Annotated in this window: 30 protein-coding genes; 18 read left to right on the top strand and 12 right to left on the bottom strand. The window is 48.1% G+C overall.

Annotated elements, in window-relative coordinates:
* Positions 1-119 precede the first annotated feature (119 nt).
* From rplN to MD588_RS25100, 18 genes are all read left to right on the top strand, one after another.
* Complete coding sequence (gene rplN / locus MD588_RS25185; RefSeq protein ID WP_265700687.1) at positions 120-491, top strand: 50S ribosomal protein L14; 372 nt, start codon at positions 120-122, stop codon at positions 489-491.
* An 11-nt stretch (positions 492-502) separates the two neighbouring features.
* Entirely contained in the window at positions 503-814 is a 312-nt protein-coding gene (rplX, locus tag MD588_RS25180; protein ID WP_075762917.1) for a 50S ribosomal protein L24, read from the top strand.
* A 17-nt stretch (positions 815-831) separates the two neighbouring features.
* Complete coding sequence (rplE, locus tag MD588_RS25175) at positions 832-1,371, top strand: 50S ribosomal protein L5 (RefSeq protein WP_265700684.1); 540 nt, start codon at positions 832-834, stop codon at positions 1,369-1,371.
* Between the two features lie 15 nt (positions 1,372-1,386).
* Positions 1,387-1,692, top strand: a complete 306-nt coding sequence (gene rpsN, locus MD588_RS25170; RefSeq protein WP_107299061.1) for a 30S ribosomal protein S14 — start codon at positions 1,387-1,389, stop codon at positions 1,690-1,692.
* Between the two features lie 35 nt (positions 1,693-1,727).
* Positions 1,728-2,120, top strand: coding sequence for a 30S ribosomal protein S8 (gene rpsH, locus MD588_RS25165; RefSeq protein WP_075762914.1), 393 nt, complete (start codon positions 1,728-1,730; stop codon positions 2,118-2,120).
* Positions 2,121-2,132: 12 nt separating this feature from the next.
* A complete protein-coding gene (rplF, locus tag MD588_RS25160; RefSeq protein WP_265700682.1) occupies positions 2,133-2,666 on the top strand; it encodes a 50S ribosomal protein L6 in 534 nt (177 codons plus the stop codon).
* A 9-nt stretch (positions 2,667-2,675) separates the two neighbouring features.
* Positions 2,676-3,029 (top strand): 50S ribosomal protein L18, encoded by a 354-nt coding sequence (gene rplR, locus MD588_RS25155; RefSeq protein ID WP_265700681.1) that lies wholly within the window; start codon positions 2,676-2,678, stop codon positions 3,027-3,029.
* A 12-nt stretch (positions 3,030-3,041) separates the two neighbouring features.
* The gene (rpsE, locus tag MD588_RS25150; protein WP_075762912.1) at positions 3,042-3,539 is read left to right on the top strand and encodes a 30S ribosomal protein S5; all 498 of its coding nucleotides are present in this window, start codon (positions 3,042-3,044) and stop codon (positions 3,537-3,539) included.
* A gap of 5 nt (positions 3,540-3,544) precedes the next feature.
* The gene (rpmD, locus tag MD588_RS25145) at positions 3,545-3,724 is read left to right on the top strand and encodes a 50S ribosomal protein L30 (protein ID WP_265700679.1); all 180 of its coding nucleotides are present in this window, start codon (positions 3,545-3,547) and stop codon (positions 3,722-3,724) included.
* Between the two features lie 5 nt (positions 3,725-3,729).
* Positions 3,730-4,164 carry a 50S ribosomal protein L15 gene (gene rplO, locus MD588_RS25140; protein WP_075762911.1) on the top strand — a complete coding sequence of 145 codons (435 nt, stop codon included), beginning with the start codon at positions 3,730-3,732 and terminating at the stop codon, positions 4,162-4,164.
* A gap of 22 nt (positions 4,165-4,186) precedes the next feature.
* Positions 4,187-5,512, top strand: a complete 1,326-nt coding sequence (gene secY, locus MD588_RS25135) for a preprotein translocase subunit SecY (RefSeq protein WP_265700676.1) — start codon at positions 4,187-4,189, stop codon at positions 5,510-5,512.
* Between the two features lie 29 nt (positions 5,513-5,541).
* A complete protein-coding gene (gene rpmJ / locus MD588_RS25130) occupies positions 5,542-5,655 on the top strand; it encodes a 50S ribosomal protein L36 (protein ID WP_005417265.1) in 114 nt (37 codons plus the stop codon).
* 145 nt (positions 5,656-5,800) lie between these two features.
* Positions 5,801-6,157: a 30S ribosomal protein S13 gene (gene rpsM, locus MD588_RS25125; protein ID WP_265700675.1), complete on the top strand. Its 357-nt coding sequence runs from the start codon at positions 5,801-5,803 to the stop codon at positions 6,155-6,157.
* 19 nt (positions 6,158-6,176) lie between these two features.
* Entirely contained in the window at positions 6,177-6,566 is a 390-nt protein-coding gene (gene rpsK / locus MD588_RS25120; RefSeq protein ID WP_005370963.1) for a 30S ribosomal protein S11, read from the top strand.
* Between the two features lie 27 nt (positions 6,567-6,593).
* Positions 6,594-7,214 (top strand): 30S ribosomal protein S4, encoded by a 621-nt coding sequence (gene rpsD, locus MD588_RS25115; RefSeq protein ID WP_265700674.1) that lies wholly within the window; start codon positions 6,594-6,596, stop codon positions 7,212-7,214.
* A 23-nt stretch (positions 7,215-7,237) separates the two neighbouring features.
* A complete protein-coding gene (locus MD588_RS25110) occupies positions 7,238-8,227 on the top strand; it encodes a DNA-directed RNA polymerase subunit alpha (RefSeq protein WP_075762907.1) in 990 nt (329 codons plus the stop codon).
* Between the two features lie 33 nt (positions 8,228-8,260).
* A complete protein-coding gene (rplQ, locus tag MD588_RS25105) occupies positions 8,261-8,647 on the top strand; it encodes a 50S ribosomal protein L17 (protein WP_265700673.1) in 387 nt (128 codons plus the stop codon).
* Between the two features lie 88 nt (positions 8,648-8,735).
* Positions 8,736-9,731, top strand: a complete 996-nt coding sequence (locus MD588_RS25100) for a glycosyltransferase family 4 protein (RefSeq protein WP_265700672.1) — start codon at positions 8,736-8,738, stop codon at positions 9,729-9,731.
* 5 nt (positions 9,732-9,736) lie between these two features.
* On the opposite strand, the gene MD588_RS25095 is transcribed toward MD588_RS25100, so the two are convergent.
* The 12 genes from MD588_RS25095 to MD588_RS25040 all read right to left on the bottom strand — a co-directional run bounded on the left by MD588_RS25095 (position 9,737) and on the right by MD588_RS25040 (position 23,719).
* Positions 9,737-11,191: a response regulator gene (locus tag MD588_RS25095; protein WP_265700671.1), complete on the bottom strand. Its 1,455-nt coding sequence runs from the start codon at positions 11,189-11,191 to the stop codon at positions 9,737-9,739.
* A complete protein-coding gene (locus MD588_RS25090) occupies positions 11,192-11,887 on the bottom strand; it encodes a P-loop NTPase family protein (protein WP_265700669.1) in 696 nt (231 codons plus the stop codon).
* A complete protein-coding gene (locus MD588_RS25085; RefSeq protein WP_265700668.1) occupies positions 11,884-14,562 on the bottom strand; it encodes an SLBB domain-containing protein in 2,679 nt (892 codons plus the stop codon). The genes MD588_RS25090 and MD588_RS25085 overlap by 4 nt, the downstream gene beginning before the upstream one ends.
* Positions 14,559-15,353, bottom strand: coding sequence for an OmpA family protein (locus MD588_RS25080; RefSeq protein WP_265700667.1), 795 nt, complete (start codon positions 15,351-15,353; stop codon positions 14,559-14,561). The genes MD588_RS25085 and MD588_RS25080 overlap by 4 nt, the downstream gene beginning before the upstream one ends.
* 1 nt (position 15,354) lies before the next feature.
* A complete protein-coding gene (locus MD588_RS25075; protein ID WP_265700666.1) occupies positions 15,355-15,666 on the bottom strand; it encodes an STAS domain-containing protein in 312 nt (103 codons plus the stop codon).
* Positions 15,667-15,790: 124 nt separating this feature from the next.
* Positions 15,791-17,608: a sugar transferase gene (locus MD588_RS25070; protein ID WP_265700665.1), complete on the bottom strand. Its 1,818-nt coding sequence runs from the start codon at positions 17,606-17,608 to the stop codon at positions 15,791-15,793.
* Between the two features lie 14 nt (positions 17,609-17,622).
* Positions 17,623-18,693, bottom strand: coding sequence for a glycosyltransferase (locus tag MD588_RS25065; RefSeq protein ID WP_265700664.1), 1,071 nt, complete (start codon positions 18,691-18,693; stop codon positions 17,623-17,625).
* Positions 18,690-20,132 carry a GumC family protein gene (locus tag MD588_RS25060; RefSeq protein ID WP_265700663.1) on the bottom strand — a complete coding sequence of 481 codons (1,443 nt, stop codon included), beginning with the start codon at positions 20,130-20,132 and terminating at the stop codon, positions 18,690-18,692. The genes MD588_RS25065 and MD588_RS25060 overlap by 4 nt, the downstream gene beginning before the upstream one ends.
* A gap of 2 nt (positions 20,133-20,134) precedes the next feature.
* A complete protein-coding gene (locus tag MD588_RS25055; protein ID WP_265700661.1) occupies positions 20,135-20,473 on the bottom strand; it encodes a hypothetical protein in 339 nt (112 codons plus the stop codon).
* 72 nt (positions 20,474-20,545) lie between these two features.
* The gene (locus MD588_RS25050) at positions 20,546-21,706 is read right to left on the bottom strand and encodes a glycosyltransferase (protein WP_265700660.1); all 1,161 of its coding nucleotides are present in this window, start codon (positions 21,704-21,706) and stop codon (positions 20,546-20,548) included.
* Between the two features lie 2 nt (positions 21,707-21,708).
* A complete protein-coding gene (locus MD588_RS25045) occupies positions 21,709-22,404 on the bottom strand; it encodes an acyltransferase (protein WP_265700658.1) in 696 nt (231 codons plus the stop codon).
* Complete coding sequence (locus MD588_RS25040) at positions 22,388-23,719, bottom strand: O-antigen ligase family protein (protein ID WP_265700702.1); 1,332 nt, start codon at positions 23,717-23,719, stop codon at positions 22,388-22,390. The genes MD588_RS25045 and MD588_RS25040 overlap by 17 nt, the downstream gene beginning before the upstream one ends.
* Positions 23,720-24,030 lie beyond the last annotated feature (311 nt).

Below are 24,030 nucleotides of genomic sequence, written 5' to 3'. Positions count from 1 at the left end.
GGGCCGTTTATTTTTTGTCTACCCATCGGTCGAAAATGGTGTTATTATTCGCCGCCTTTGAAGAAAAGGTCTATCGACCCGAGATGGGTCCAGATGTTTAAAATAAGCGGAGCACTAACATGATCCAAATGCAAAGTACGCTTGACGCAGCCGATAACTCCGGCGCTCGTCGCGTAATGTGTATTAAGGTTCTGGGTGGTTCTCACCGTCGCTATGCACATATCGGTGATATCATCAAAGTTACTGTTAAGGAAGCAATTCCTCGCGGTAAAGTTAAGAAAGGTGATGTTCTGAAGGCGGTGGTTGTACGCACCCGTAAAGGCGTTCGTCGTCCAGACGGCTCTGTCATTCGCTTCGACCGTAATGCTTGTGTATTGTTGAACGACACTACAGAGCAACCGATCGGTACTCGTATTTTCGGCCCAGTGACTCGTGAACTTCGCAACGCGAAATTCATGAAAATCGTTTCACTAGCGCCAGAAGTACTGTAAGGAGTAACATAATGGCAGCTAAAATCCGTCGCAACGACGAAGTTATCGTTCTTACCGGTAAAGATAAAGGTAAGAAAGGTAAAGTAACTAAGGTCCTAGCAACCGGTAAAGTTATCGTTGAAGGTATCAACATGGTTAAGAAACACCAGAAGCCAGTTCCGGCGATGGGTGTTCAGGGTGGCATCGTAGAGCAAGAAGCTGCGATCGACGCCTCAAATGTTGCAATCGTTAACGGTGAAGGTAAAGCGGACCGTGTAGGCTTCCGATTCGAAGACGACAAAAAAGTTCGTTTCTTCAAATCGACTGGCGAAACTATCAAGTAATTCTGGAGTAGTACACTATGGCGAAACTGCATGATTACTACAAAGAGACTCTAGTTAAAGAACTTTCTGAAAAGTTTGAATACCAGAGTATCATGCAAGTCCCAAGGATCGAAAAAATCACACTTAACATGGGTGTGGGTGAAGCGATCAACGACAAGAAGCTTCTAGAGAATGCTGCTGCTGACATGACTGCTATTGCAGGTCAGAAGCCGCTAATCACTAAAGCGCGTAAGTCTGTTGCTGGCTTTAAGATCCGTGAGGGCTACCCTATCGGCTGTAAAGTAACCCTACGTGGCGAACGCATGTGGGATTTCTTCGAGCGTCTAATTTCAATTGCTGTACCTCGTATTCGCGATTTCCGTGGTCTAAACCCGAAATCATTCGATGGTCGTGGTAACTACAGCATGGGCGTTCGTGAGCAGATCATCTTCCCAGAAATCGATTACGATAAAGTAGATCGTGTACGTGGTCTTGATATCACTATCACAACTTCTGCTAAGTCTGATGAAGAAGCTCACGCTCTACTATCTGCTTTTAACTTCCCATTCCGTAAGTAAAAGTAAGGGTTACTAATGGCTAAAGAATCAATGAAGGCACGCGAAGCTAAACGTGCCAAGCTTGCAGTTAAGTTCGCTGAAAAGCGTGCTGCACTAAAAGCTCTAATTAGCGACGTGAATGCGTCTGAAGAAGACCGCTGGAATGCAGTGCTTAAACTTCAGTCACTACCACGTGATTCTGCGAAGTCTCGTCAGCGTAACCGCTGTAACCAGACTGGACGTCCACACGGCTACCTACGTAAGTTCGGTTTAAGCCGTATCAAGGTTCGTGAAGCTTGCATGAAAGGCGAGATTCCGGGTCTGCGTAAGGCTAGCTGGTAATCAGTTGCCAATTTAGAATCACGGAGTATTGACTTATGAGCATGCAAGATCCGATTTCGGATATGCTGACCCGTCTTCGTAACGGTCAGGCAGCGAAAAAAGTTGCTGTTAAAATGCCATCTTCAAAAATGAAAGTTGCTATCGCAGCTCTTCTAAAAGAAGAAGGTTTCGTGGCTGACTACACTGTAATCGGTGAAGTTAAGCCTGAGCTAGAAGTTACTCTTAAGTACTTCGAAGCTAACCCAGTTATCGAGCAAATCCAACGTGTATCACGTCCTGGTCTGCGCATCTACAAGAAAAAAGATGCTCTTCCATCAGTGATGGGTGGCCTTGGTATTGCTGTTGTATCCACTTCCAAGGGTCTTATGACCGACCGCGCTGCTCGCAAAGCGGGTCTTGGCGGTGAGATTATCTGCTACGTAGCATAATAGGAGTAGGAAATGTCTCGTGTTGCAAAAGCACCTGTAGTTATTCCTGCCGGCGTAGAAGTTAAACTTAACGGTCAGGAAATCACTGTTAAAGGTGGTAAAGGCGAACTAGTTCGCGTTATCAACGAAGCGGTTGTATTGTCCCAGGAAGAGAACACCATCACTTTCGGTCCTCGTGAAGGTATCGATAAGGCTTGGGCACAGGCAGGTACTGCTCGTGCACTAGTTAACAACATGGTTGTTGGTGTTACTGAAGGCTTTACTAAGAAGCTTACTCTGAAGGGTGTAGGTTACCGTGCTGCTATCAAAGGCAACACTGTAGCTCTAACTCTAGGCTTCTCTCACCCAGTTGAGCACGAATTGCCAGCCGGTATCAAAGCTGAATGTCCATCACAAACTGAAATCGTACTAACTGGTACTGATAAGCAGGTTGTTGGTCAAGTAGCGGCTGATATTCGCGCTTACCGTAGCCCTGAACCTTATAAAGGTAAAGGTGTTCGTTACGCCGACGAAGTCGTGCGTACTAAAGAAGCTAAGAAGAAGTAAGGTAACACTATGGATAAGAAAGCATCTCGTATCCGTCGTGCGACCCGAGCACGTCGTAAGATTGCTGAACTGGGCGCAACTCGCCTAGTTGTACACCGTACTCCACGTCACGTGTACGCTCAGGTAATCGCACCAAATGGCTCTGAGGTTATCGCTGCCGCTTCTACCGTAGAAAAAGCGATTCGCGAGCAGGTTAAGAGTACTGGTAACAAAGACGCTGCTACAGCTGTAGGTAAAGCTATTGCTGAGCGCGCGATTGAAAAAGGCATCTCTACAGTTGCATTCGATCGTTCTGGTTTCCAATACCACGGCCGTGTAGCTGCACTAGCAGAAGCTGCTCGTGAAGCTGGTCTGAAATTCTAAGGTAGGCGGAAGATGGCTAACGAAAAAACACAATCAGATTTGAATGAAAAGCTGATCGCTGTTAACCGTGTATCTAAGACGGTTAAAGGCGGACGTATTTTCAGCTTTACTGCACTAACAGTAGTTGGTGACGGTAACGGTCGCATCGGTTTTGGTTACGGTAAGGCACGTGAAGTTCCTGCTGCAATCCAGAAAGCGATGGAAAAAGCACGCCGTAACATGGTTACTGTAGCGCTAAACGACGGTACTCTACACCACGCTGTTAAAGGTCGCCACACTGGTTCTAAAGTGTACATGCAGCCTGCATCAGAAGGTACTGGTATCATCGCCGGCGGTGCAATGCGTGCAGTGCTAGAAGTTGCGGGTGTTCGCAACGTACTAGCTAAAGCATACGGCTCAACAAACCCAATCAACATCGTTCGCGCGACAATTGATGGTTTGAGCGGCATGAACTCTCCAGAGATGATCGCTGCTAAGCGTGGTCTTTCTGTTAAAGAAATTCTGGAGTAATCGACATGGCTAAGACTATTAAAGTAACACAGACAAAGAGCTCTATCGGTCGTCTACCGAAGCATAAAGCTACTTTGCGTGGCCTAGGCCTTCGTCGCATCAACCACACTGTAGAACTTGAAGATACTGCTTGCGTACGCGGCATGATCGCTAAAGTTTACTACATGGTTAAAGTTGAGGAGTAATCAGTATGCGTTTGAATACTCTATCACCGGCTGCGGGTTCTAAGCCTTCTGCGAAGCGCGTAGGTCGTGGTATCGGTTCTGGCTTGGGCAAAACTTGTGGCCGTGGTCACAAAGGTCAGAAATCACGTTCAGGTGGTTCTGTACGTCCAGGCTTCGAAGGCGGTCAGATGCCTTTGAAACAGCGTCTACCAAAATTCGGTTTTACTTCTCGCAAGAGCCTGGTAACAGCTGAAGTTCGTCTAGCTGAGCTAGCGAAAGTTGAAGGTGACGTAGTAAGCCTAGAAACTCTAAAGGCTGCGAATGTAATCACTAAGAACATCGAGTTCGCGAAAGTTGTACTTTCTGGTGAGATCGCTCGTGCCGTTACAGTTAAAGGCCTACGCGTGACTAAAGGCGCTAAAGCTGCTATCGAAGCTGCAGGCGGTAAAATCGAGGAATAATTAACTCGAGGATGAGGTACAGATGGCTAAACAACCAGGACAAGATTTTCGTAGTGCACAAGGTGGCCTAGCAGAGCTTAAGACTCGCCTGCTATTCGTATTAGGTGCTATCTTAATTTTCCGAGCAGGCTCTTTTGTGCCTATTCCTGGTATTGACGCTGCTGTACTTGCCGATCTGTTCGAACAGCAAAAGGGTACCGTCATTGAACTGTTTAACATGTTCTCTGGCGGTGCACTTGAGCGTGCTTCCATCTTGGCGCTGGGCATTATGCCGTATATTTCGGCCTCTATTATTGTTCAGTTGCTGACGGTTGTTCATCCGGCGTTAGCCGAGTTGAAAAAGGAAGGGGAGTCTGGTCGTCGCAAGATTAGCCAGTACACCCGTTACGGCACGCTAGTGTTGGCAACCTTCCAAGCAATTGGTATTGCGACGGGGTTACCAAGTATGATTCCTAACCTGGTTGTAAACCCAGGGCTAGGTTTCTACTTTGTTGCGGTTGTGAGTTTGGTTACCGGTACCATGTTCTTAATGTGGTTGGGTGAGCAAATTACCGAGCGTGGCATTGGTAACGGCATCTCGGTGATTATTTTCACTGGTATCGTTGCAGGTTTGCCGCCGGCTATTGGACAGACTGTAGAGCAAGCACGTCAAGGTGAATTGCACGTACTTCTTCTACTGTTAATTGCAGTAATTTCTTTCGCTGTGATTTATTTCGTAGTGTTCATGGAGCGTGGTCAGCGTCGTATCGTCGTTAACTATGCCAAGCGTCAGCAGGGCCGTCGTGTCTTCGCCGCGCAGAGCACTCATCTGCCGTTGAAAATCAACATGGCAGGTGTAATTCCAGCGATTTTCGCATCAAGTATTATTCTGTTCCCGGGTACACTGGCTCAGTGGTTCGGTCAGAATGAAAACCTAGGCTGGTTAAGTGATATTTCACTGGCACTAAGCCCAGGGCAACCACTTTATGTGATGCTTTATGCAGCTGCGATTATTTTCTTCTGTTTCTTCTATACCGCGTTGGTGTTTAACCCTCGCGAGACAGCCGATAACTTGAAGAAGTCTGGTGCGTTCGTACCTGGTATTCGCCCGGGTGAGCAGACCGCGAAATACATAGATAAAGTAATGACTCGCCTGACATTGGCTGGCGCGCTCTATATTACCTTTATCTGTCTGATCCCCGAGTTTATGATGATTGCATGGAATGTCCGCTTCTATTTCGGCGGTACATCACTACTAATCGTAGTTGTAGTTATCATGGACTTCATGGCTCAAGTTCAGACACATTTGATGTCTCAACAATATGAGTCTGTTTTGAAAAAGGCTAATCTTAAAGGCCACGGCCGTTAAGACTGGTTATCCATTTACGGAGTTTAGCAATGAAAGTTCGTGCTTCCGTTAAGAAAATCTGCCGTAACTGCAAAGTTATCAAGCGCAACGGTGTTGTGCGTGTAATTTGCGTTGAGCCAAAGCACAAACAGCGCCAAGGCTAATAAGCAGAAATATTTCTTGCAAATTGAAGGTAGGTTGGCTAAATTAGCCAACCAATCTTTTGTGTGTGCAAAAGAATTGTTCCACCGCTGCGTATCCTAGACGGGCTTTGCAGCGGTTATTCTTGAAAAGTACTAGGAGTGAATAGTGGCCCGTATTGCAGGCATTAACATTCCTGATCAGAAACATTCTGTAATCGCTCTAACAGCGATCTACGGCATCGGTAAAACTCGCTCAAAAGCTATTCTAGCTGAAGTGGGTATTGCTGAAGATGTTAAGATCAGTGAACTGACTGAAGAGCAGATCGATCTACTGCGTGATGGTGTAGCTAAGTACACTGTAGAAGGTGATCTACGTCGTGAAGTATCCATGAACATCAAGCGTCTAATGGACCTTGGCTGTTACCGTGGTCTTCGTCATCGTCGCAGTCTACCACTACGTGGACAGCGTACTAAAACCAACGCACGTACCCGTAAGGGTCCGCGCAAGCCGATCAAAAAATAATCGGATAAGGTAGAGTACAATGGCAAAACAACCAACTCGCGCTCGCAAGCGCGTACGCAAGCAAGTAGCTGATGGCGTTGCGCACATCCATGCTTCTTTCAACAACACAATCGTAACCATTACTGACCGTCAGGGTAACGCTCTTTCTTGGGCTACTGCAGGTGGTTCTGGTTTCCGTGGTTCTCGTAAATCTACTCCGTTCGCTGCACAGGTTGCTGCTGAGCGTTGTGGTGAAATGGCCAAAGAATATGGCGTTAAGAACCTGGAAGTTATGGTTAAGGGCCCTGGTCCTGGTCGTGAGTCAACTATCCGCGCTCTAAACGCTGCGGGTTTCCGTATCACTAACATTGTTGATGCGACTCCGATCCCTCATAACGGTTGTCGTCCACCTAAGAAACGTCGCGTATAACGTTTCTAGGAAAACTGGAGAAAGAACATGGCAAGATATTTGGGTCCTAAGCTGAAGCTTAGCCGTCGCGAAGGCACTGACTTATTCCTTAAGTCTGGTGTACGCGCGATTGATACCAAGTGTAAAATCGATAACGCGCCGGGCATGCACGGTGCGCGTCGCGGTCGTCTATCTGACTACGGCGTTCAGCTTCGTGAGAAGCAGAAAGTTCGTCGTACATATGGCGTACTAGAAAAACAATTCCGTAACTACTACAAAGATGCTGCTCGCCTTAAAGGCAACACAGGTGAAAACCTGCTTCAGCTTCTTGAAGGTCGTCTAGATAACGTAGTTTACCGCATGGGCTTTGGTGCAACTCGCGCAGAAGCACGTCAGCTGGTAAGCCACAAAGCGATCCTAGTTAACGGTCAAGTCGTAAACGTTCCTTCTTTCAAGGTAGCGGCAAACGACGTTGTTAGCATTCGTGAGAAAGCTAAGAACCAAGCACGCATCAAAGCAGCTCTAGAAGTTGCTACTCAGCGTGAACTACCGACTTGGGTCGAAGTAGACAGCAGCAAGATGGAAGGTACGTTCAAGCGTCTTCCAGAACGTTCTGATTTGTCTGCCGACATCAACGAACACCTGATCGTCGAGCTTTACTCTAAGTAAGGCTATAGTTAAGAGAGGACACAATGCAGGGTTCTGTAACAGAATTTCTTAAGCCGCGTCTTGTTGATATTGAACAAGTTAATACGACGCACGCAAAAGTAACTCTTGAGCCACTAGAGCGCGGTTTCGGCCACACTCTAGGTAACGCTCTACGTCGTATTCTACTGTCTTCAATGCCGGGTTGTGCCGTAACTGAAGTTGAGATCGACGGTGTGTTACACGAGTACAGCACCAAAGAAGGAGTACAGGAAGATGTTCTTGAGATCCTTCTAAACCTTAAAGGTCTAGCCGTTAAGGTTGAGGGTAAAGACGAAGTTATCCTTACTCTGAACAAATCTGGTGCAGGCCCTGTTGTTGCAGGTGACATCACCCACGACGGTGATGTTGAGATTGCGAACCCAGAACACGTAATCTGCCATCTAACTGATGACAATGCTGATATCAGCATGCGCATCAAGGTAGAGCGTGGTCGTGGCTATGTACCAGCGTCTGCTCGTATTCACACTGAAGAAGATGAGCGCCCAATTGGTCGTCTGCTAGTTGATGCAACTTTCAGCCCAGTTGACCGTATCGCATATGCAGTAGAGGCAGCACGTGTTGAACAACGTACTGACCTAGACAAGCTTGTTATCGATATGGAGACAAACGGTACGCTTGATCCTGAGGAAGCTATCCGTCGCGCAGCAACTATTCTTGCTGAGCAACTGGACGCATTCGTAGATCTACGTGATGTACGAGTTCCTGAAGAGAAAGAAGAGAAGCCGGAGTTCGATCCGATCCTACTGCGTCCTGTAGACGATCTTGAACTAACTGTTCGCTCTGCTAACTGTTTGAAAGCAGAAGCGATCCACTACATCGGTGATCTTGTTCAGCGTACTGAGGTTGAGCTTCTTAAAACGCCAAACCTTGGTAAGAAGTCTTTGACAGAAATCAAAGACGTGCTGGCATCTCGTGGTCTGTCTCTAGGTATGCGCCTAGAAAACTGGCCGCCAGCATCAATCGCTGAAGATTAATAGTTACTGATATCTAGTTAGAAGGATTAGGTCATGCGCCATCGTAAGAGTGGTCGTCAACTCAACCGCAACAGCAGTCATCGCAAAGCGATGTTCAGCAACATGGCTAGCTCTCTGGTACGTCACGAGCTTATCAAGACTACCCTGCCTAAGGCAAAAGAGCTACGTCGCGTAATTGAGCCATTGATTACCCTAGCTAAGACAGACAGTGTTGCTAACCGTCGTCTTGCATTCGCACGTACTCGTGATAACGAAGTTGTTGCGAAACTATTTAACGAATTAGGTCCACGTTTCGCTCAGCGTCCAGGCGGCTATACTCGCATTATGAAATGCGGTTTCCGTACTGGCGATAAAGCCCCTATGGCTTACATTGAGCTAGTAGACCGTCCTGAATCTCAGGAAGAAGCTGCTGCTGAATAAGCACTAGTGCGTTAAATAAAAAAGAGGCCGAGTCTTAGACTCGGCTTTTTTTTTGCATACTTTTCCCTGAGTGCAGGGAGGGTTATGTATGGTGTACTTATTGGTCGACAGCTCTGGTTTTGGTGGCATCGAAAGCCATATCCAGCAACTTGCAAAGTTAATATTGCTGCGTGATGGCGCCGTTGAAGTTGTTTTTATCCGTCGATATCCCAACCATCCCCAATATTCTTTGCTACAGCAACAAAACATCCCATTCCGCTTTCTTTCTGATAGTCACTTTGGATCTTTTTTTGGTTCGCTATCTGCTAACGATGTGGTTCATGCTCATGGCTATAAAGCCTCTATCTTGGCCCGTCTTCACCGACTGCTAGGTGCCTATCGCCTGATCACGAGTTTCCATGCTGGTGAGTCTGTTTCCGGTAAGTTGGCGTTTTATGAATGGTTAAACCGCTACAGCAGTTTTCTTTCCTTTAATTTAGCTGTGAGCCAGCGTATCCAGAAAAGTATTCCTTTCCGCAGCCAATTGCTGCGGAATTTTATTTTCACGTCTCCCCAAATCTTATACCGGCAACGTCATCGAACTTTGCAGGTGGGCTTTGTGGGCCGCCTAAGCAATGAAAAAGGGATCGACCGCTTTGTTGAGATTTGTGGCTCTGTTCATGATTGTCACTTCCATGTCTTTGGTGATGGCGAGCAGTCGGCAATGGTTGCGGATAACCCTGAAATTCTTTGGCACGGCTCGGTGAGCTCAATGGAAACGTACTGGTCGCAACTTGATTTGCTGGTTATTACTTCTCGCGCAGAAGGATTACCGATGGCTGCACTGGAAGCGATGGCCAATGGCGTGCCGGTGATTTCTACCAATGTCGGTGAGATGGCTAGCCTTTTGCCTTCCAGTTGCCTGGTCGAGGAATCACAATGGCAGCAGTTGGCTCCAATGATTGCTCGACTTGCGAAGGCTGACAATACGGTATGGCAACAACTATCACTGCAACTTCAGGTGCAGGTTAAGAGTCATTTCAGCGCTGAGAGCCGCTGGCCGCAGTTAGCCGAAGTGTATAAGTTGAACAAAACGATGGTTTAGCTTGGTTAGTAAATCACGCTGATCAAACTTCGATCATCCTCTATGCTTTGCGGTGTTCGTTGCCATAAGTGCTGATGCCGCAGCTGCGGTGACATTGCCTGAAGTTGTTGCAGTTCGCCTTCTGCCCATCTTCCTTCAACAAGTCCATCGCTATAACAGTGAACACTGCTGCCGGAAAATAGCTGTGTTTGCCAGCAGCTCACTTCTATGGCCTCAAAAAGCCCCAGCAGCCCCATTGCCGGCTTGATTTCATGCGGTGTATCACCGAAGAATACCGGGTTTGGCATGCCTGCGTTATACACGCTCAGCCTATGATCTGTCGTTAGGTGGAGGGCAAGCAGGCAGATTAAATTACCATTGTCATTTGACTGGTAAAGCTGCGTATTCAAGATTGAAAATAGCTGCTCAGGGATTATGGCTGGGTTGTGCAGTAGTCCACTGATAAAGCCAAAACAGACTGCCCCGTTCGCTTTTGCAACGAGGCCGTGCCCCATTTGATCGCCTAGAATGATCAGTTGTGAACCATCGCTTAGCTGCCGTTGCATGACAAAATCTCCGCAGCTCTTTGGTTGTTGGTTGATCATTAGTTCTCCTGGCGCTCGGAGGGGGTGAATGTGTGTATGTAGCACATGCGGGGTGAGCTGTTGTTGTAGCCGAGCTTCAAAGGAGCTGATTAAGTGCTGATGACGCTTTAAAACCCGGTTTAGTACTGTCAGCAGGTGAGGTTTGCTGATGGGTTTTGCCAGAAAGTCATCGATGCCTGTCTGCGCGGCAACAGACAGGGTGTCTGTCATGGTGTCTCCGGACAGAAAGACGAATGGCAATAGCTGATGGTGGGGGACTGAAGCGACTTGTTTGCGGAAATTGAAACCGTTGATTTCCGGCATATGTAAATCGGTCAGGACCAGATCACAGTGATTGTTTGTTAGCCACAGAAGGGCTTCGCTCGCTTGGCTGAACAAGGCCAGTTGGTAATCTTCTTCCAGAAACTTGGCCAGTAATGCCAGTTGGCTCGCGCTGTCATCGACGATAACGATCTGTCGTCTAGGTTTGTTTATGGGAAGGCAAAAGCGGATCTGGTTACCGCTTTCAGTGCATTTATACTCGAAATCTGGGAATGAGGCTCGGATGAGTGCCAGGCCCATTCCGTTTTCGACCAAGTTTTCGGGTAACTCGGCGGCTTGAAGTTGCTGGCTGAGTTGAGTCCAGGGAGAGCCGTTATCCTTGATGGTGAGGTAGCTCTCGGCCCCTGACTTGTCATAGCTTATGACGATGCTATCTGACACAGTCTTTTGGTGTTCCAGCAAGTTCGCGCAGTATTCGCTGCACACCAGCTTGATATTCTGAATCAATTCCGGACTGAAGTGTAATACTTTGGCCTTTTCCCCAAGTACATGACGAATATTCGTGAGGTTGTCGTAGCTCAGGCGAAATTGGCGCTGAAAAAGAGTCTGACTCATTTATTGATACTTTCCCTGTAGCAGTGGATTATTTTCCAGATAGTAGTTTAATTTTTGTTTAATTCGATTGGGTATCCAGCGAGCCTTGCCGTTAAGCACTCGGGAAATTTCCTGGGCAAGGCAAGGGTTGTGTCTATCACTGATCAGTGTCCCGAGCAACGTAACCCCACCTTGATCGAGTTTATTCATGCAAGTTAGCAATTCACTCTCAGTGGTTTTTGCCGCTGCGAGACATAGGATAGAGGCATCGCTGACATGGCTGATGGATGTGATGGGTAAGTTACGCCAGTTAGCTGTACTGATTGTGCCTGTATCGCAGAGGATATAGTGATAATCCTTTTTCCAGCGCTCCAGTGCATTGATCAGAATCTGAGGCTGTCGAAGATCTAGGATCGTTCGCTGGCTCTTAGGTTGTGGCAGTAGATCCAGCAATGGCGTCAAATGTACGATAGCTTCAGATTCTCCTGACCCATCGCTACCCCAAGCTGCTGCGGGGTAGCCTTGACCGGCTCCGGAAAGATCAAGATCTATCAGCAGAACCTTGTGCTGATCCTCGGCGCAGCGTCTGGCCAGCCAGTTGCACTGCGTTGATGTTCCACAGCCGGTACTGGCACCGGCAAAGGTAATAATCCGGGCTTCAATTTGATGTATTTTGTGGAAAAGCTGGTCATATTCCACACTTAGCCAGGGTTTCATAATGCGGCTCCTAGGGCTATCAGGGTGAATAGACCCAAGACATCGCGCAGCCCTTGGCGCCATTGTTCGCCAATAGAGTCGCTCTTGTTTGGGATATAGACGGTATCGCCAGGGCGGAGAAGGGGAAGCGGATAGCGTGCCGGATCAATGACATAATCACGAAGGTTAAAGGTTTGTGCCTGATCGCCGCAACAAGAGGTATTGACGATCATGATCCGTTCAATGTACGCGTTGTCTGAGGGGCCTCCTGCCTCTGCGAGTAGATCCAGAATGTTCATCTGATTGTTGAATGTGTAGCGGCCGGGCTTATTAACTGAACCCATTAAGCGAACAACCCGCTCTGCCGGTCTGTCGAGCCAGTTTCCCTGCTCCTTGGGGACGTAAATAACATCTCCGGGAACCACAACAGGCAGTAGGCTTTCATCGCCGGTTTCAAAATACAGTGATAAATTGAGGTCGGTGACCTTGGAGTGATTGCCGTTGCGGTGGCTGATTCGGATCTGACGCAGATCAGCACTGCCGTTGGGGCCATCAGCTGCCGAAAGAATATCAAGAAAGCCTAGCTCTTTGTTAAAGGCGTAGCGTCCGGGAGCGCCAACTTGGCCAAAGACATAAATGGAATCATCGGCGGACTGGCGGATCCAGCTGGCTTTGTTGTCTGCCGGATCGTGGGGAAGCTCATCGATGACAATAGTATCGCCCGCATCGATTTGCGGCAGGCCGGCAAAGTTTCCACCTTCGTTGATAAAGCTCTCCAGATCAAAGTAGAACACATTATCCGCGGTGTTATATTGTTCCTTGATGAGCCGAATATTACTGATATTGGCTTGTTGCTTGGGGCCGCCAGCGAGGGCAAGCACATCGAGGAATGTCATTGTGTCATTCCATTTGTAGCGGCCGGGGGCGTTAACCGCGCCAATAACTTTGATAGCCCGCTCGTCGGCCACATCTTCAGTCTGCGGAATATAGATGACGTCACCGGGCACGACCTTGGGAATAAGGCTCTCGTTACCTGTCTCGAAATAGCGAGATAGATTAAAGCGAGTAACGGTGGTTTTTTTTCCGCTGCGGTGACTGATCAGCACTTCCTGAATATCGGCTTCGCCAGTCGGGCCGTCGGCCGCCGAAAGAATGTCGAGGAAGCCCTGCTCATTGTTGAAGGCATAGCGCCCCGGGGCACCGACTTGGCCAAATATATAGATAGAGTCCCTTGCCGACTGGCGCAGCCAGCTGGATTTGTTATCACTCGGATCAATGGGGAGTTCATCGACAATGACGGTATCCCCTGCATTAAGCCGCGGCAGTTGGTTTTGGGGATTGCCGCTTTGGGTATATTCGACGAAATTGAAGAACGTTACCCGTTCTTTATTAGCGGATACCGAGTCGCGCACAATACGTATATTGCTCAGGTTAGCCTGCTGTGTCGGGCCGCCCGCGTGTGCCAGTAAGTCGATAAAGCTCATGGCGTTGTTCCATTCGAATCGACCCGGATTGCTGACGGCACCAATGATTTTTATCGCGCGGTCATTGGTTACTTTCAACCATGACTTCTCGTTAAAGTCGATTTTTTCCGGCACGAAGATGACATCACCGGGATCGATATCGGGTAGAGGAAAGCGAGATGGTTCACGGGTAAATTCAACCAGGTTAATACTGAGAGGTGGATTCACATTGCTGAGTAGTTTGATGTGGGTGGTATCAGCAAAGCGTGTCGGTCCTCCGGCATTGGCCAGAACATCGATAAACCCGGTACCGGGGGAGCTTTCATAGGCTCCGGGCGCTTTGACTTCCCCCATGACATAGACGGTACGGGAAGTGGTATTGATATCTTCAACCTCGATGGGGGCGAAAATGGTCGTACCGGGTTTCACCGGAGGTAGGTTGCTGGTGTCTCCTGTATCAAGAAAGCTTTTCAGGTCAAACTGATAGGGGGTATTATCGGTGATTACCCGTATTTTGGTGACATCGGCATAGCGGGTGACGCCATCGGCCCGCATCAGCGCATCGACCACCGTCATACCCGGTTTGAAGCTGAACGTGCCGGGATTGCGCAACTCACCGAAGATGGTGATCCCCTGCTCTTCGTCGGCATCGCCTCCTTCGCGCAGTGAAGCCGCATCGAACTGTACTTCAATGTTGCCAAGCAGCGGGGAAGCGGGAACAAAAATTGTGTCTCCCCCTTTAAGATCTGGGAGTATCGATGGTTCACCGGAGTCGAGATATGATTTGTAGTTAAATAGCTGCTGCTTGTCGTTGCGGATGAGCTTGAATTGATCCAGTTGAGCTCCCGGACGGGCTCCCCCGGCAGCTGCGATCGCCATTTGAATATTACTGCCTGGCTTTAGCGAAACCATCCCGGGGCTTTCGACGTATCCCAACACTCTAATGCGTACCAGGTGCTCCATAATACTGAGTTCCAGCTCATCCAAATTCCGATAAACGGTACTGAGCCTTTTTCGTATACGCTGCTCGGCTTCCTCGACGGTTAATCCTGCTACGGTAATTTGACCGACTTCCGGCAGCATCAGTTGCCCTTGGTCATCAATGGTGAAAGGGTCTTCAAAAGCGCTCTCTCCCGGTAGCTGCAGATAGATACGATCACCAGCGGTAAGGGTGGCTCCCCATACAGGTAAGGCCATTCCTATCAGCAGCAGAAACGGTAGGAGTCTACTCATAAAGGCTCCTGGGAAAGAGATTCGCGGACAGCATGCCAGTCTTGCAGGGAGTATACGCGGTGTATTGAGCGGGTGTGATGCTCAACCATGACCTTGGCATCGACCTTTCGGTTGCTAAGCCGCTGGGTACGAGAATTGGGATCTTCGAGTGATTCTCTCTCTCCTGCACTGAAGGTAGTAACCTGGTTGGCATCGACGCCTTGTTCGATCAGATATCGGCGGACGGCGTCAGCACGCCTCATTCCCAGTTGGTAGTTACTCTTATCTGTGCCAATGGTATCAGTATGCCCTGTCAGCTGCAGGTGCCAGTGGTTTTGCCGTTTTAAGATGGAGGCCGCACGGCGAAGTGCTTGTTGGTAATCGGGTAACAGTTTGGCACGGTTGAAGGCAAACTGGTTGTCCACTCGCATGAGCAGTAGGAATTTATCCCTGAGCTCAATTTCAGAATAGCGGGGATCAAGGCATAGGGTATGGTATTCCAGCCAGTCCATTTGGCGCTGAATTTTGGCAAACTGGGTTTGGTATTGTAGTAGGGTGATATCGGCGTCATCGGTAAAACCGGCTTTTGCTTCCTGACGGGCTTGGCTATAGAGGTTTTCCAGTTGTTGGTATTGGCCGGGAAGGCAGATTTTTGCGCCTCGGGTTGCCAAGATCTGCAGTTCGAAGTCGTGGTGTTCAAGCTCCAGCCATTGCTCCATATTAGGAGGAGAATAGGGAGTATCACCGGTTGTCGGCCAGGTGCTACAACCGGAGAGTATCAGGAGCAGAAGCAGGCTTGGCAGTTTTTCCATATCACTGTAACTCCGCTGAAGTGATCAGAGGGATCACCTTGTCAATTCGTAGCATTTGTATCAGTTGGCGGGGCTGGCCGTTAACATTAAGCAGGCGTAGACCTTTCCCCCTGCTTTTCAATCTTTTATATAAGAAAACAATGGCACCAATTCCACAGGAGTCAATAAATTGTACCTGGGTCATATCAATTACCAGTTCGTTTTCTTCTGTCTGACTGAGTGACTCGAACTCTGGCTCCATCTGTCTGGCAACATGAGCATCAAATTCGTCACGAAGTGATAGTGTTATTGCTGTTCCGGTTATAGTTTGCATACTAAATTCTCCTTAAGGGGCTCTGAAGCTATTAAGCACAGATACACGTAATTTTTTGATGTTTACAGGTATTCTCTACTGTCTTCAGGTGTCTTCAGGTAACTAATACAAGTGGTATGCCAACTTATTGCCCACGTTTTGAGACCATGATGTAAATGGTTTTAAAGATGATGTACAAATCCATTCTAATCCACTGAAACGGCGAGCCTAACGCGACGGCGTAGGCATGATCCCAGGCGATTTTATTTTTGACATCATCAAGGCAACTATCATAGCCCTGGTTGACTTGTGCCAGGCCAGTTATACCAGGGCGCAAGCCTGCGGTTCGCTCAAGATAAAATGGCAATGCATTTTGCAAACCGCCACACAGCTCCGGTCGTTCTGGCCTTGGCCCTATTAATGCCATATCTCCTTTTAATACATTGATAAATTGAGGTAATTCATCTAACCGCGTGGCGCGTAAGAAGCGACCGACCCGGGTGATCCGGGGATCATTCGAGCTTGCCCATACGGCACCTGACTGGGTTTCGGCATCATGGGTCATGGTTCTAAATTTGATCACTTCAAACAGTTCGGTCTTGTCTTCAGTTACCCGACCGACCCTTAGCTGGTGATAGAAGGCAGGACCCGGAGAGTCGACCTTGATTAACAGGGCAATCAAGGGCCATAGCGGTAAGGTGAGTAGAAAACCGATCAAGCTGAGAATAATGTCGCTGCAGCGCTTCAGCATTAGTGTTGATTGGGTTTGGTAATGGTTTAGCGGAGGAAGGTGGCGCCAGCCGTGCTGAAACTGGCCACTGAGATAGCGCAGCATACCCAGTAAAGAAGAGAAGTAGCCGCCAACAAAGTAATGCAGTTTGTCGGTGATACGGGTATGGATATTCATGAGAGGTAACAGTGCTAGCAAATATCCGAGACCTTGCAGGGTAAATAAACCTAGGGCGATGTGGCTGCCTTGAAGGGCCATGGATGCGGTGAGAAATAAATAGCCGAGCAGGATAAAGGGCATCAATGTACGCAGTCCTTTGCCCGAGGCAAACAGCCAGCGTGTGCCGTGGTGGCGTCTTTTGAAAATGAAGCGACAGCGAATCAGCTGTTGGAGATTTCCGGCACCAATTCGTTGGCGGCGCTGGTGGGTTTGCTGAGTGGAGCTAGCGGCGATTTCGACGCCGTTGATGCTCTGGTTGAACAGCACATTGTAACCTTGTTTGATGACCATCATTGGTAGCATAAAGTCATCGTTGATGGTGTCTGGTGGTAGGGGAACAAACAGTTTGGAACGCATGATATAAAAAGCGCCATTGCCTCCCATTACATTGCCAAAGCGGGATTCGGCATAGCGAATGTTATTTTGCCATTGCCAGTATTGTGCCTCTCCGGGCGTTGCTTCAGCTAAAAGGTAGCTACAGGTGATGGCCCCTGTTTGTTGGTTTTCAAAGCTAATTGCTGCCTGCTTAAGGGCATCAATAGAAATTAATGCCGAGACATCACTTAAGGCGATTAAATCGGCGTGCTGTTTAGCCTGAGTCATGAGTTCATTTAGTCGGGCCAGCTTGCCGCTATTACTTTCTTCTTCTATACAGTGCAGCTCGATACCTGCGGCATTAAATTTACTTTGCCAGGCATGAATTATCGTTGCGGTGTTATCGGTACAGCCATCACAACATATCCAGATCTTCAACTTCTCTGGTGGGTAATCCAGCATCAAGAGGTTGGCGAGCTTAGCTTCAATACAGGCTTCTTCATTATGGGCCGGCATTACCAGTGCCGTGGTAGGGTATGTCCTCGGACGATCCTGTTCGGCTGTTTCATGCTCATCAGGCAGTAGCTCATCGGTGTCTGGACGATGTCGGCCGAGCCAGATCATCATACTGGTGTAGATCACATGATGATAGATAATGAGCAAGGTAAGAAATATCAAAGTAATCCATTCAACGATCATCATTGCTCCTTGGGCTAATATACCAATGATTCATAAGTGGCAGTCATTATCCGAACATCAGCTAACTTTCGGATATATTGCGCATTTTTGTCGCTACTGAGAGTGGTGTTACATAATCCTATTTTTATCGCCTGTATGAGGGCTTTAGGTTGATCGGGCTCGATCAGTTGCCCACTGTACGGGCATAGAAGATCGGGTATGCCTCCAACGGCTGTTGCAATAACATTTTTTCCACAGGCCTGGGCTTCGAGTAGAGCGAGTGGCAGCCCTTCTTGACGGGATGGCATACAAAATATGTCGATAGACCGGTAAAAATTACGCATTTGGGCACAATGGCCGAGCCAGTGAATTCGCTGGGTGAGTCCAAGTTGCCTTGCAACGTTAAGTAAGTAGGGCTGCTCTGGACCATGACCGGCAATGGCAAGATGGTGATCCTCTGGCAGACTCGAAAGTGCTTGTATGAGCGTATCGATCCCTTTTTCAGGCACAAGTCGGCCTGCCGCGCCGATGATGATCTTATTGGCGGGGAGTTTGAGCTGCTGTCTTGCGAGAAGTTGATCACCAGGCGAAAAGTGCTGGGTGTCGATCCCGTTGATAATAACGTGATCGGTATTGATCCCTAATCGTTCCAACTGTTCGGCCACCCGCGGGGCATCAGCGACCAGCTTGATTTTTTTTCCTTTCAGCAGTAAGCGGGTAATGAGGCATTGTTTGGGATCTTGCAGATGCCAGCTGTCATGTTCGGTTTGGATATGAGTGAGGGGAAGCCCAAGGGTGGCGAGACGCCCATAGAGTAACGGTCCAAGGTGATGGGAGTGAATCACCGAGGTATTAAGTTGTTTGATGAGCTTTCGCAATTTGAGAACCGTTTTTAGGTCTCGGCCTGCAGGCTTATCGAGAAAGATAAGTTTTGATTCAAACGGCCTCAGCTCAGGCCAGGCGGTGATGGCCGATGTTTTGTCTCCTTCGAGGGCAACCACATAGACATCATGAGCGGGAGAGGCAAACTGCAGTAAATTCAGTACCAGTCTTTCGATACCACCGGGACGTAAGTGTTGTACTACTTGTAGCGTGACATGCTTCATGAGGCACTCCCTGAAAAGTTTGGCAACCGGGTGAGTACCGGTACTTGAGTGAGTCGGTTGATCTGGGTTGTCTGATAGAGCCGGGTATCTAATAGCTGCACGGCACAGGCCAGTGACAGGCCCAGGCCCAGCCCGGCAGCAATACCGATAATAAAGTTAAGCCACCATGGCCAATTGAGAGGGCGGTGGGGTTCGACTGGGCGATCGATGATTTTTAATCGATCCGGCTCTTCAAAGCGACCTAAGTGGCCTGTGACTTTGGCCATCTCATAGCGCTCTAGAAGCTGGTTATAGATTCTGGATTTGACGTCGTAGTTACGCTGCAGAATTTTGAGTTGTTTTTCTAGTACAGCGAACTCGGCGCGCTTGTTCTGTAGAAGGGTTGCTTGGCCTTGGAGCAGTGTTAGCTCATCTGTCAGTGCTAGGATCTGCCCTTCAGCCTGTTGGAGTTTTTCGAATTGGCTGAGCAGTATGGGCTGAGTCGTATTGTTATTGTTTTGGGAGTTGCTTGCGACTCGCTGCCATAGCTGGCTAACTTCTTGGGCACTTAAAGACTGCTGTTCATCGACTAGACGGGTACGCTCTTTCTTTAGGCGATCGAGGCGACGCAAAACGCCTTTTACTGATGAGTGTCGATCAGTATAGCTGGCCCGTAACATGGCCAGCTCTGCTTCGGCTTTGACAATTTCCTCCTCTAACATGCCGACCACCGGGTTGGTACTGGCCAGCCGTTGATAGAAATTATCGCGTTGGGTTTGAGCATGGAGCAGCTTTAGTTCTGTTTCTTGAATAAGAATATTGAGCCGAGCATCGCTCTGAACTTTTATATTTTGTAATTGGGGCAGGTTGTCGGCATTTTCTGTCTTGAATGCTGCCAATTCGCTTTCTGCCTGTTCCAGATCTTGCTGGGTTGATTCAAGCTGCTTCTGGAGAAAAATTTCTGAACCGTCAATAGAAGCACGTCCGGGGGCGCGGAGTTTATCAAGAAAGATCTCCGAGACCTTGTTTAAAATAGCGGGCATCTCCGTTGGAGCTGGCCAGTTCAGACCGAGCTGAACCAAGTCATTGCCTACCAGCGTTAGTGCAAGGTTGCGGTTTAAATTGCCAATGACAGCTTCAACTTGGGAGCGGTTATTCGTTGGTGCAAGATCCAGCTCTTCAACGACTTGTTCTAGTACTGAGTGACTGTGGATCAGTACTCTTAGGGCTTTAATACGATCCTTGAGGTTCATTGAGATGGATAAGTCTTCCAGAAACGGATTCAGCATGGCCGCTTCCTGAACCAGGATAGTGGTTTGGGCATAGTAACGCTTGGCTTTAACGAAGCTACCTGCCGTCATAAGCAACGGCATAACCAGTACCGGGATCAGGATCAGATACCTATGATTCCACATGGCATGGAGAAGAGGATATAGCTTTGCAAATAACTTATGCCGCATTGCTATTGCCTCTTGAGGATCAGGGTGTCAGTGGTTTGTTTCGGCACATATTCAAGGCGGAGCGGAATTTCTTTCGATGCCGATAGATTGCTGACTGCCTGAATACGCTTTTGCCCCTGCAGTAAGGCTTGGAATGGATTGTCTAGATCTGCTGGGGCCACAAAGGCTGTGATCTGATGGTAGGGGTTGTTAGCCAGAAAGTCGGCGATCTTTCTATTTTGCTCAGCCGTCAGTGAGACTTGTTCCGGGCTGAAATATAAAGTCAGTGTTTGTGGGCTTGGAGGGGAGTTCGCACACCCCAAAAGCACCAAGCTGAACATTAAACAGATAATCCTTTTCATCTTGTTTCCTTTTTTGCTGGTGGCATATAACAGTAGTAGCAAAAAAAGTGCCTAGAGTTAGAAAAGGTGTCATTAGAGGTCGCCTTTTTCGGACAGTAGTTGTTCTTTTATAAGGGTGAGTACCTGGTTAGCCCGATTTTGCCAACTTTCATTGGCAACACAGGTGTTGGCTTGAATCCTATAGTTTTGACGAGCAACTGGGCTGAGCTGACAATAGTGATCTATTGCCTGCAGCCATTCTTTTAGGCTGGTGGCGACACTGGCCAATGGACGGTATGGCTCGATGGCGGGAAAGCTCGAACTTATCACCGGGCAGCCCGCAGCAAGATACTCCCTCAGTTTTAAAGGATTACAGGCTCGGATCTGATCATTGTCCTTGAAGGGTAAAATAGCCATTGTCCAGTGTTGAAGGTAGCCCGCAAGCTGATAGTGAGGTTTTGCCGGTAACAGATGAATATTACGAAGTTGTTGAAGCCGCGCGATATCGGTATCCACAGGCCCCACTAAATAGAAGTTGATTTCGGGGCGGGCTTTGGCCAGCCGGTGCAACAGTTCCTGATCTAACCAATTGTTTAAACTGCCATAAAAGCCAACGCTCGGTTTTGTTGTGTCAATATCAGATGGGCAGGGAGCCGGATTTGCAAACTGCAACAGTGACACGCCATGGGGAAGCAGCCAGGTTTTATTGGCAGGAAATTTACGCTGTAGGGCTGGACTGCAGGCCAAAATAATATCGGCTCTGTCAGTGAGTCGCTGTTCTGCCTGAGTGACAGCATGATGGTCGACGCCTGCCAGCGCGGAAAAGTCATCCCCACAGTAATAAATGACCAAGTCACTATCACAAATACTCAGGTAATCAACGGCACTGGGTAAGGCAGCCCAAATGATTCGTGGCTGTTGTTTACGTTTAAGTTGTCGGCTGAGAGAAAAGTTATTCAGCTTCTGGATGAAGGAGCTTTGGGCTAACGGCCATACAATTGGTTTGATGATCCTTGTCGGTTCCTTTATTCGATGCGGTTCTTTTTCCGTATTAGGATCGCCTGCTGCAGGGGAGTGTATTGTTGATAGCAGCTTTTCTTTGACTCTTCTGATATCACGCCAATTGAGTTTTGGCTGACGTAGCCCGATTGAGTTCACCCAGGTTACATCACATTGATCGAGTAATACGGTCAGAATATGTTGACTGCTTGAGGGGTGGCGTCCCCAATCTTCACCAAAGGCTAAGATTTCCATATTTAGAGCTCCAGTGTTTTTATAACTCGTGCCGGATTACCGCCTGCTAGTACTCCAGAGGGAATATCTTTGGTCACGATGCTGCCGGCTGCGATAATGCTGCCGGCACCAATGGTGACGCCAGCCATCACCATTACCCCTGTGCCGAGCCAAACATCGCGGCATAAATGAATATCTCCGATTTGTTGCTCTGTATCGGGTTCACCGAGAGCGCGGGCATTGGGCTCTGTAGGGTGACCAGGAAAACCGGCCAGGAATATCTTGCCGGCCAGTCGGACATTGTCATCAAGTTGAATTTTAGTACCCACCGCGAGAGTATTTTGCCAACCAATATCGACATTATTGCCGACTATTAACTGAGGTCGTTTTTCTCCCCAGACTCGTCCACACCAGGTGGATATGCCGGAAATACGGCATTGCTCTCCGAGGTGAATTTGCAGATCTCCCAGTATTTGTGGCATTCCGGCCTCAAGTTGAAGGCTGCGTGGGCGCGATTTGAGCTGAGAGATGAACATGGGAGTGAAATAGCATTTTTGCAAAATGCAATGAATGGTCTCCTTGATTGCAAGGTGAAGATGATAAAGAGGCTGGTGGAGTACCGGAAGGCATGGTAGATAGCTACCTTTAACTCTTTTAAGTGATGACTTAAGAGACTGAATATAGGTTGGGCTGAGGTGCTGCTTAATCAGAGTGCGCATATCTCTCTCCCTGAGTGAGTGTTAATCGGTCTAAAGCCAACAGTAATCCGATGAGAATGTAGAGTGGCCAGGTTGTCCCTTGAGTTAGAAAGGTGCCGCTGACGCAAAATGACAGCATGCCGAGCCAGAGTCCCTGAGCAAGAGGCTTCATTTCATGGTTTTCTAGCCGTTTAAGTAACAAGTAACTGACTTTAAGGGCGCCTATTACCATAAGCAGGAATAATACCAGCCCGGCAAATCCTGTTTCGCCAGTGATTTGCAGCCACGTACTGTGTACTGCGTGGTTTTTGCCGTCCCAATGCGGAGAATAGAAGTAGTAGTTGAAATAAAAGTTGTTCAGACCTACGCCTGTAAACGGGTTGGCCAAGGCCATATTAATTGCGGCCTGCCAGGCATAAAGTCGGCCCATTGCGGATTCGTCAACGCCTGACTCAGCGGCCCCGCCAGAAGAACGATCACTGATTCCGGCAAACAAAACCAGAAGAAATAAGCCGATGCTGCTGAGAATAATGGGCATGATTATTGAGCGACTTTTTAATAATGTAAGAGTGAAGATCCCGCTGGCAATGCCTAATAACCCTCCACGGCTTTGTGTGGCAAGGATGCTCATGATCAGTATTATAAGGATGATAAAAGTGAGTCCACGTTGCCATCGAGCCCCGTGGAAGGAATAGGCAAGCGCAAAGGCAACCGGAAATTGAAGGACAAGAGCGAGATCGTTTGGATCGCCCAGCATAGAGCCTATATCCCTACCTATGGTTACTCGTGTTCCTTCAACTAGACCAATGCCATTTGCTTTGTTGTATAGGGCTAATAAGCCGATACATAATCCACTGAATATCAGCAAAACAGGAATCATCTTTAGTTGGGAAAGCTTCGTAGGAAGCCAGCTGATGGCAAACACCATAATGAAGATTTTGATGAAATTACCATTGAAGTTGGCAAATGCTTCACCACGGTTGGTAGCCATAATGCAGGATACAAACACCCAGACACTAAATATGACGAGTTGGGTATGTAGCTTCTGCCAGATGATGGTTTCTCGTTTTAGCCATAATTGCCATCCGAGACCTGCAAGGCTGGCAAGGGCGAGTAGCTGTGGAATATGTAGGGGCATTAATACAGGAAAGGCTTCATGGATCCTGAAATAGGAAAAGATAATAAAGCCGGTACAGACCAAAAAAGCTTGGTTAATAACAAAGGGCAATGCAAAGAGTACGCTAACTAAGAGGATAAGGTTTCCTTGCTGTAACCATACAATGAAGATCAGTAGCGTACTGGTTAAAGCTATCAGTAGCTGTTTAGTTCTTGTCATAGCGTAGCCATATTTTTCATTTTGCTTCTCAGTGACGACCTTTAGCGGAACTGCTTTTAAACTCATACCGGATTAATTCAATTTTGATGCCAATGATGGTGATGATTGTTGCATAAGAATATTCGGCAACTTGAGAAGAGTAATAAGGTTTGGGGAGAGGGCATCGGTGTAATTGCAGCTGACACAGCATAGAGTGGGAGGGAAGTGTCGTTCAAGCAGTCAAATAATATGACTATTGTTCACTTAATGCTCGCTTGGCATTTTTTTTTGTTTTTGTGCTTGCCAACTTAAAATAGCTCCCTATAATGCGA

The sequence above is a fragment of the Photobacterium obscurum genome (assembly GCF_026191635.1).
GTDB lineage: Bacteria > Pseudomonadota > Gammaproteobacteria > Enterobacterales > Vibrionaceae > Photobacterium > Photobacterium obscurum.
Note: the sequence above shows the minus strand (reverse complement) of the source record. Positions and strands in the feature narration are given on the sequence as shown.

Bases quoted from the DNA above. Each gene is read 5' to 3' on its own strand.
- rplN (WP_265700687.1), top strand. From the start codon at position 120: ATGATCCAAATGCAAAGTACGCTTGACGCAGCCGATAACTCCGGCGCT.
- rplX (WP_075762917.1), top strand. From the start codon at position 503: ATGGCAGCTAAAATCCGTCGCAACGACGAAGTTATCGTTCTTACCGGT.
- rplE (WP_265700684.1), top strand. From the start codon at position 832: ATGGCGAAACTGCATGATTACTACAAAGAGACTCTAGTTAAAGAACTT.
- rpsN (WP_107299061.1), top strand. From the start codon at position 1,387: ATGGCTAAAGAATCAATGAAGGCACGCGAAGCTAAACGTGCCAAGCTT.
- rpsH (WP_075762914.1), top strand. From the start codon at position 1,728: ATGAGCATGCAAGATCCGATTTCGGATATGCTGACCCGTCTTCGTAAC.
- rplF (WP_265700682.1), top strand. From the start codon at position 2,133: ATGTCTCGTGTTGCAAAAGCACCTGTAGTTATTCCTGCCGGCGTAGAA.
- rplR (WP_265700681.1), top strand. From the start codon at position 2,676: ATGGATAAGAAAGCATCTCGTATCCGTCGTGCGACCCGAGCACGTCGT.
- rpsE (WP_075762912.1), top strand. From the start codon at position 3,042: ATGGCTAACGAAAAAACACAATCAGATTTGAATGAAAAGCTGATCGCT.
- rpmD (WP_265700679.1), top strand. From the start codon at position 3,545: ATGGCTAAGACTATTAAAGTAACACAGACAAAGAGCTCTATCGGTCGT.
- rplO (WP_075762911.1), top strand. From the start codon at position 3,730: ATGCGTTTGAATACTCTATCACCGGCTGCGGGTTCTAAGCCTTCTGCG.
- secY (WP_265700676.1), top strand. From the start codon at position 4,187: ATGGCTAAACAACCAGGACAAGATTTTCGTAGTGCACAAGGTGGCCTA.
- rpmJ (WP_005417265.1), top strand. From the start codon at position 5,542: ATGAAAGTTCGTGCTTCCGTTAAGAAAATCTGCCGTAACTGCAAAGTT.
- rpsK (WP_005370963.1), top strand. From the start codon at position 6,177: ATGGCAAAACAACCAACTCGCGCTCGCAAGCGCGTACGCAAGCAAGTA.
- rpsD (WP_265700674.1), top strand. From the start codon at position 6,594: ATGGCAAGATATTTGGGTCCTAAGCTGAAGCTTAGCCGTCGCGAAGGC.
- MD588_RS25110 (WP_075762907.1), top strand. From the start codon at position 7,238: ATGCAGGGTTCTGTAACAGAATTTCTTAAGCCGCGTCTTGTTGATATT.
- rplQ (WP_265700673.1), top strand. From the start codon at position 8,261: ATGCGCCATCGTAAGAGTGGTCGTCAACTCAACCGCAACAGCAGTCAT.
- MD588_RS25100 (WP_265700672.1), top strand. From the start codon at position 8,736: ATGGTGTACTTATTGGTCGACAGCTCTGGTTTTGGTGGCATCGAAAGC.
- MD588_RS25095 (WP_265700671.1), bottom strand. From the start codon at position 11,191: ATGAGTCAGACTCTTTTTCAGCGCCAATTTCGCCTGAGCTACGACAAC.
- MD588_RS25090 (WP_265700669.1), bottom strand. From the start codon at position 11,887: ATGAAACCCTGGCTAAGTGTGGAATATGACCAGCTTTTCCACAAAATA.
- MD588_RS25085 (WP_265700668.1), bottom strand. From the start codon at position 14,562: ATGAGTAGACTCCTACCGTTTCTGCTGCTGATAGGAATGGCCTTACCT.
- MD588_RS25080 (WP_265700667.1), bottom strand. From the start codon at position 15,353: ATGGAAAAACTGCCAAGCCTGCTTCTGCTCCTGATACTCTCCGGTTGT.
- MD588_RS25075 (WP_265700666.1), bottom strand. From the start codon at position 15,666: ATGCAAACTATAACCGGAACAGCAATAACACTATCACTTCGTGACGAA.
- MD588_RS25070 (WP_265700665.1), bottom strand. From the start codon at position 17,608: ATGATCGTTGAATGGATTACTTTGATATTTCTTACCTTGCTCATTATC.
- MD588_RS25065 (WP_265700664.1), bottom strand. From the start codon at position 18,693: ATGAAGCATGTCACGCTACAAGTAGTACAACACTTACGTCCCGGTGGT.
- MD588_RS25060 (WP_265700663.1), bottom strand. From the start codon at position 20,132: ATGCGGCATAAGTTATTTGCAAAGCTATATCCTCTTCTCCATGCCATG.
- MD588_RS25055 (WP_265700661.1), bottom strand. From the start codon at position 20,473: ATGAAAAGGATTATCTGTTTAATGTTCAGCTTGGTGCTTTTGGGGTGT.
- MD588_RS25050 (WP_265700660.1), bottom strand. From the start codon at position 21,706: ATGGAAATCTTAGCCTTTGGTGAAGATTGGGGACGCCACCCCTCAAGC.
- MD588_RS25045 (WP_265700658.1), bottom strand. From the start codon at position 22,404: ATGCGCACTCTGATTAAGCAGCACCTCAGCCCAACCTATATTCAGTCT.
- MD588_RS25040 (WP_265700702.1), bottom strand. From the start codon at position 23,719: ATGACAAGAACTAAACAGCTACTGATAGCTTTAACCAGTACGCTACTG.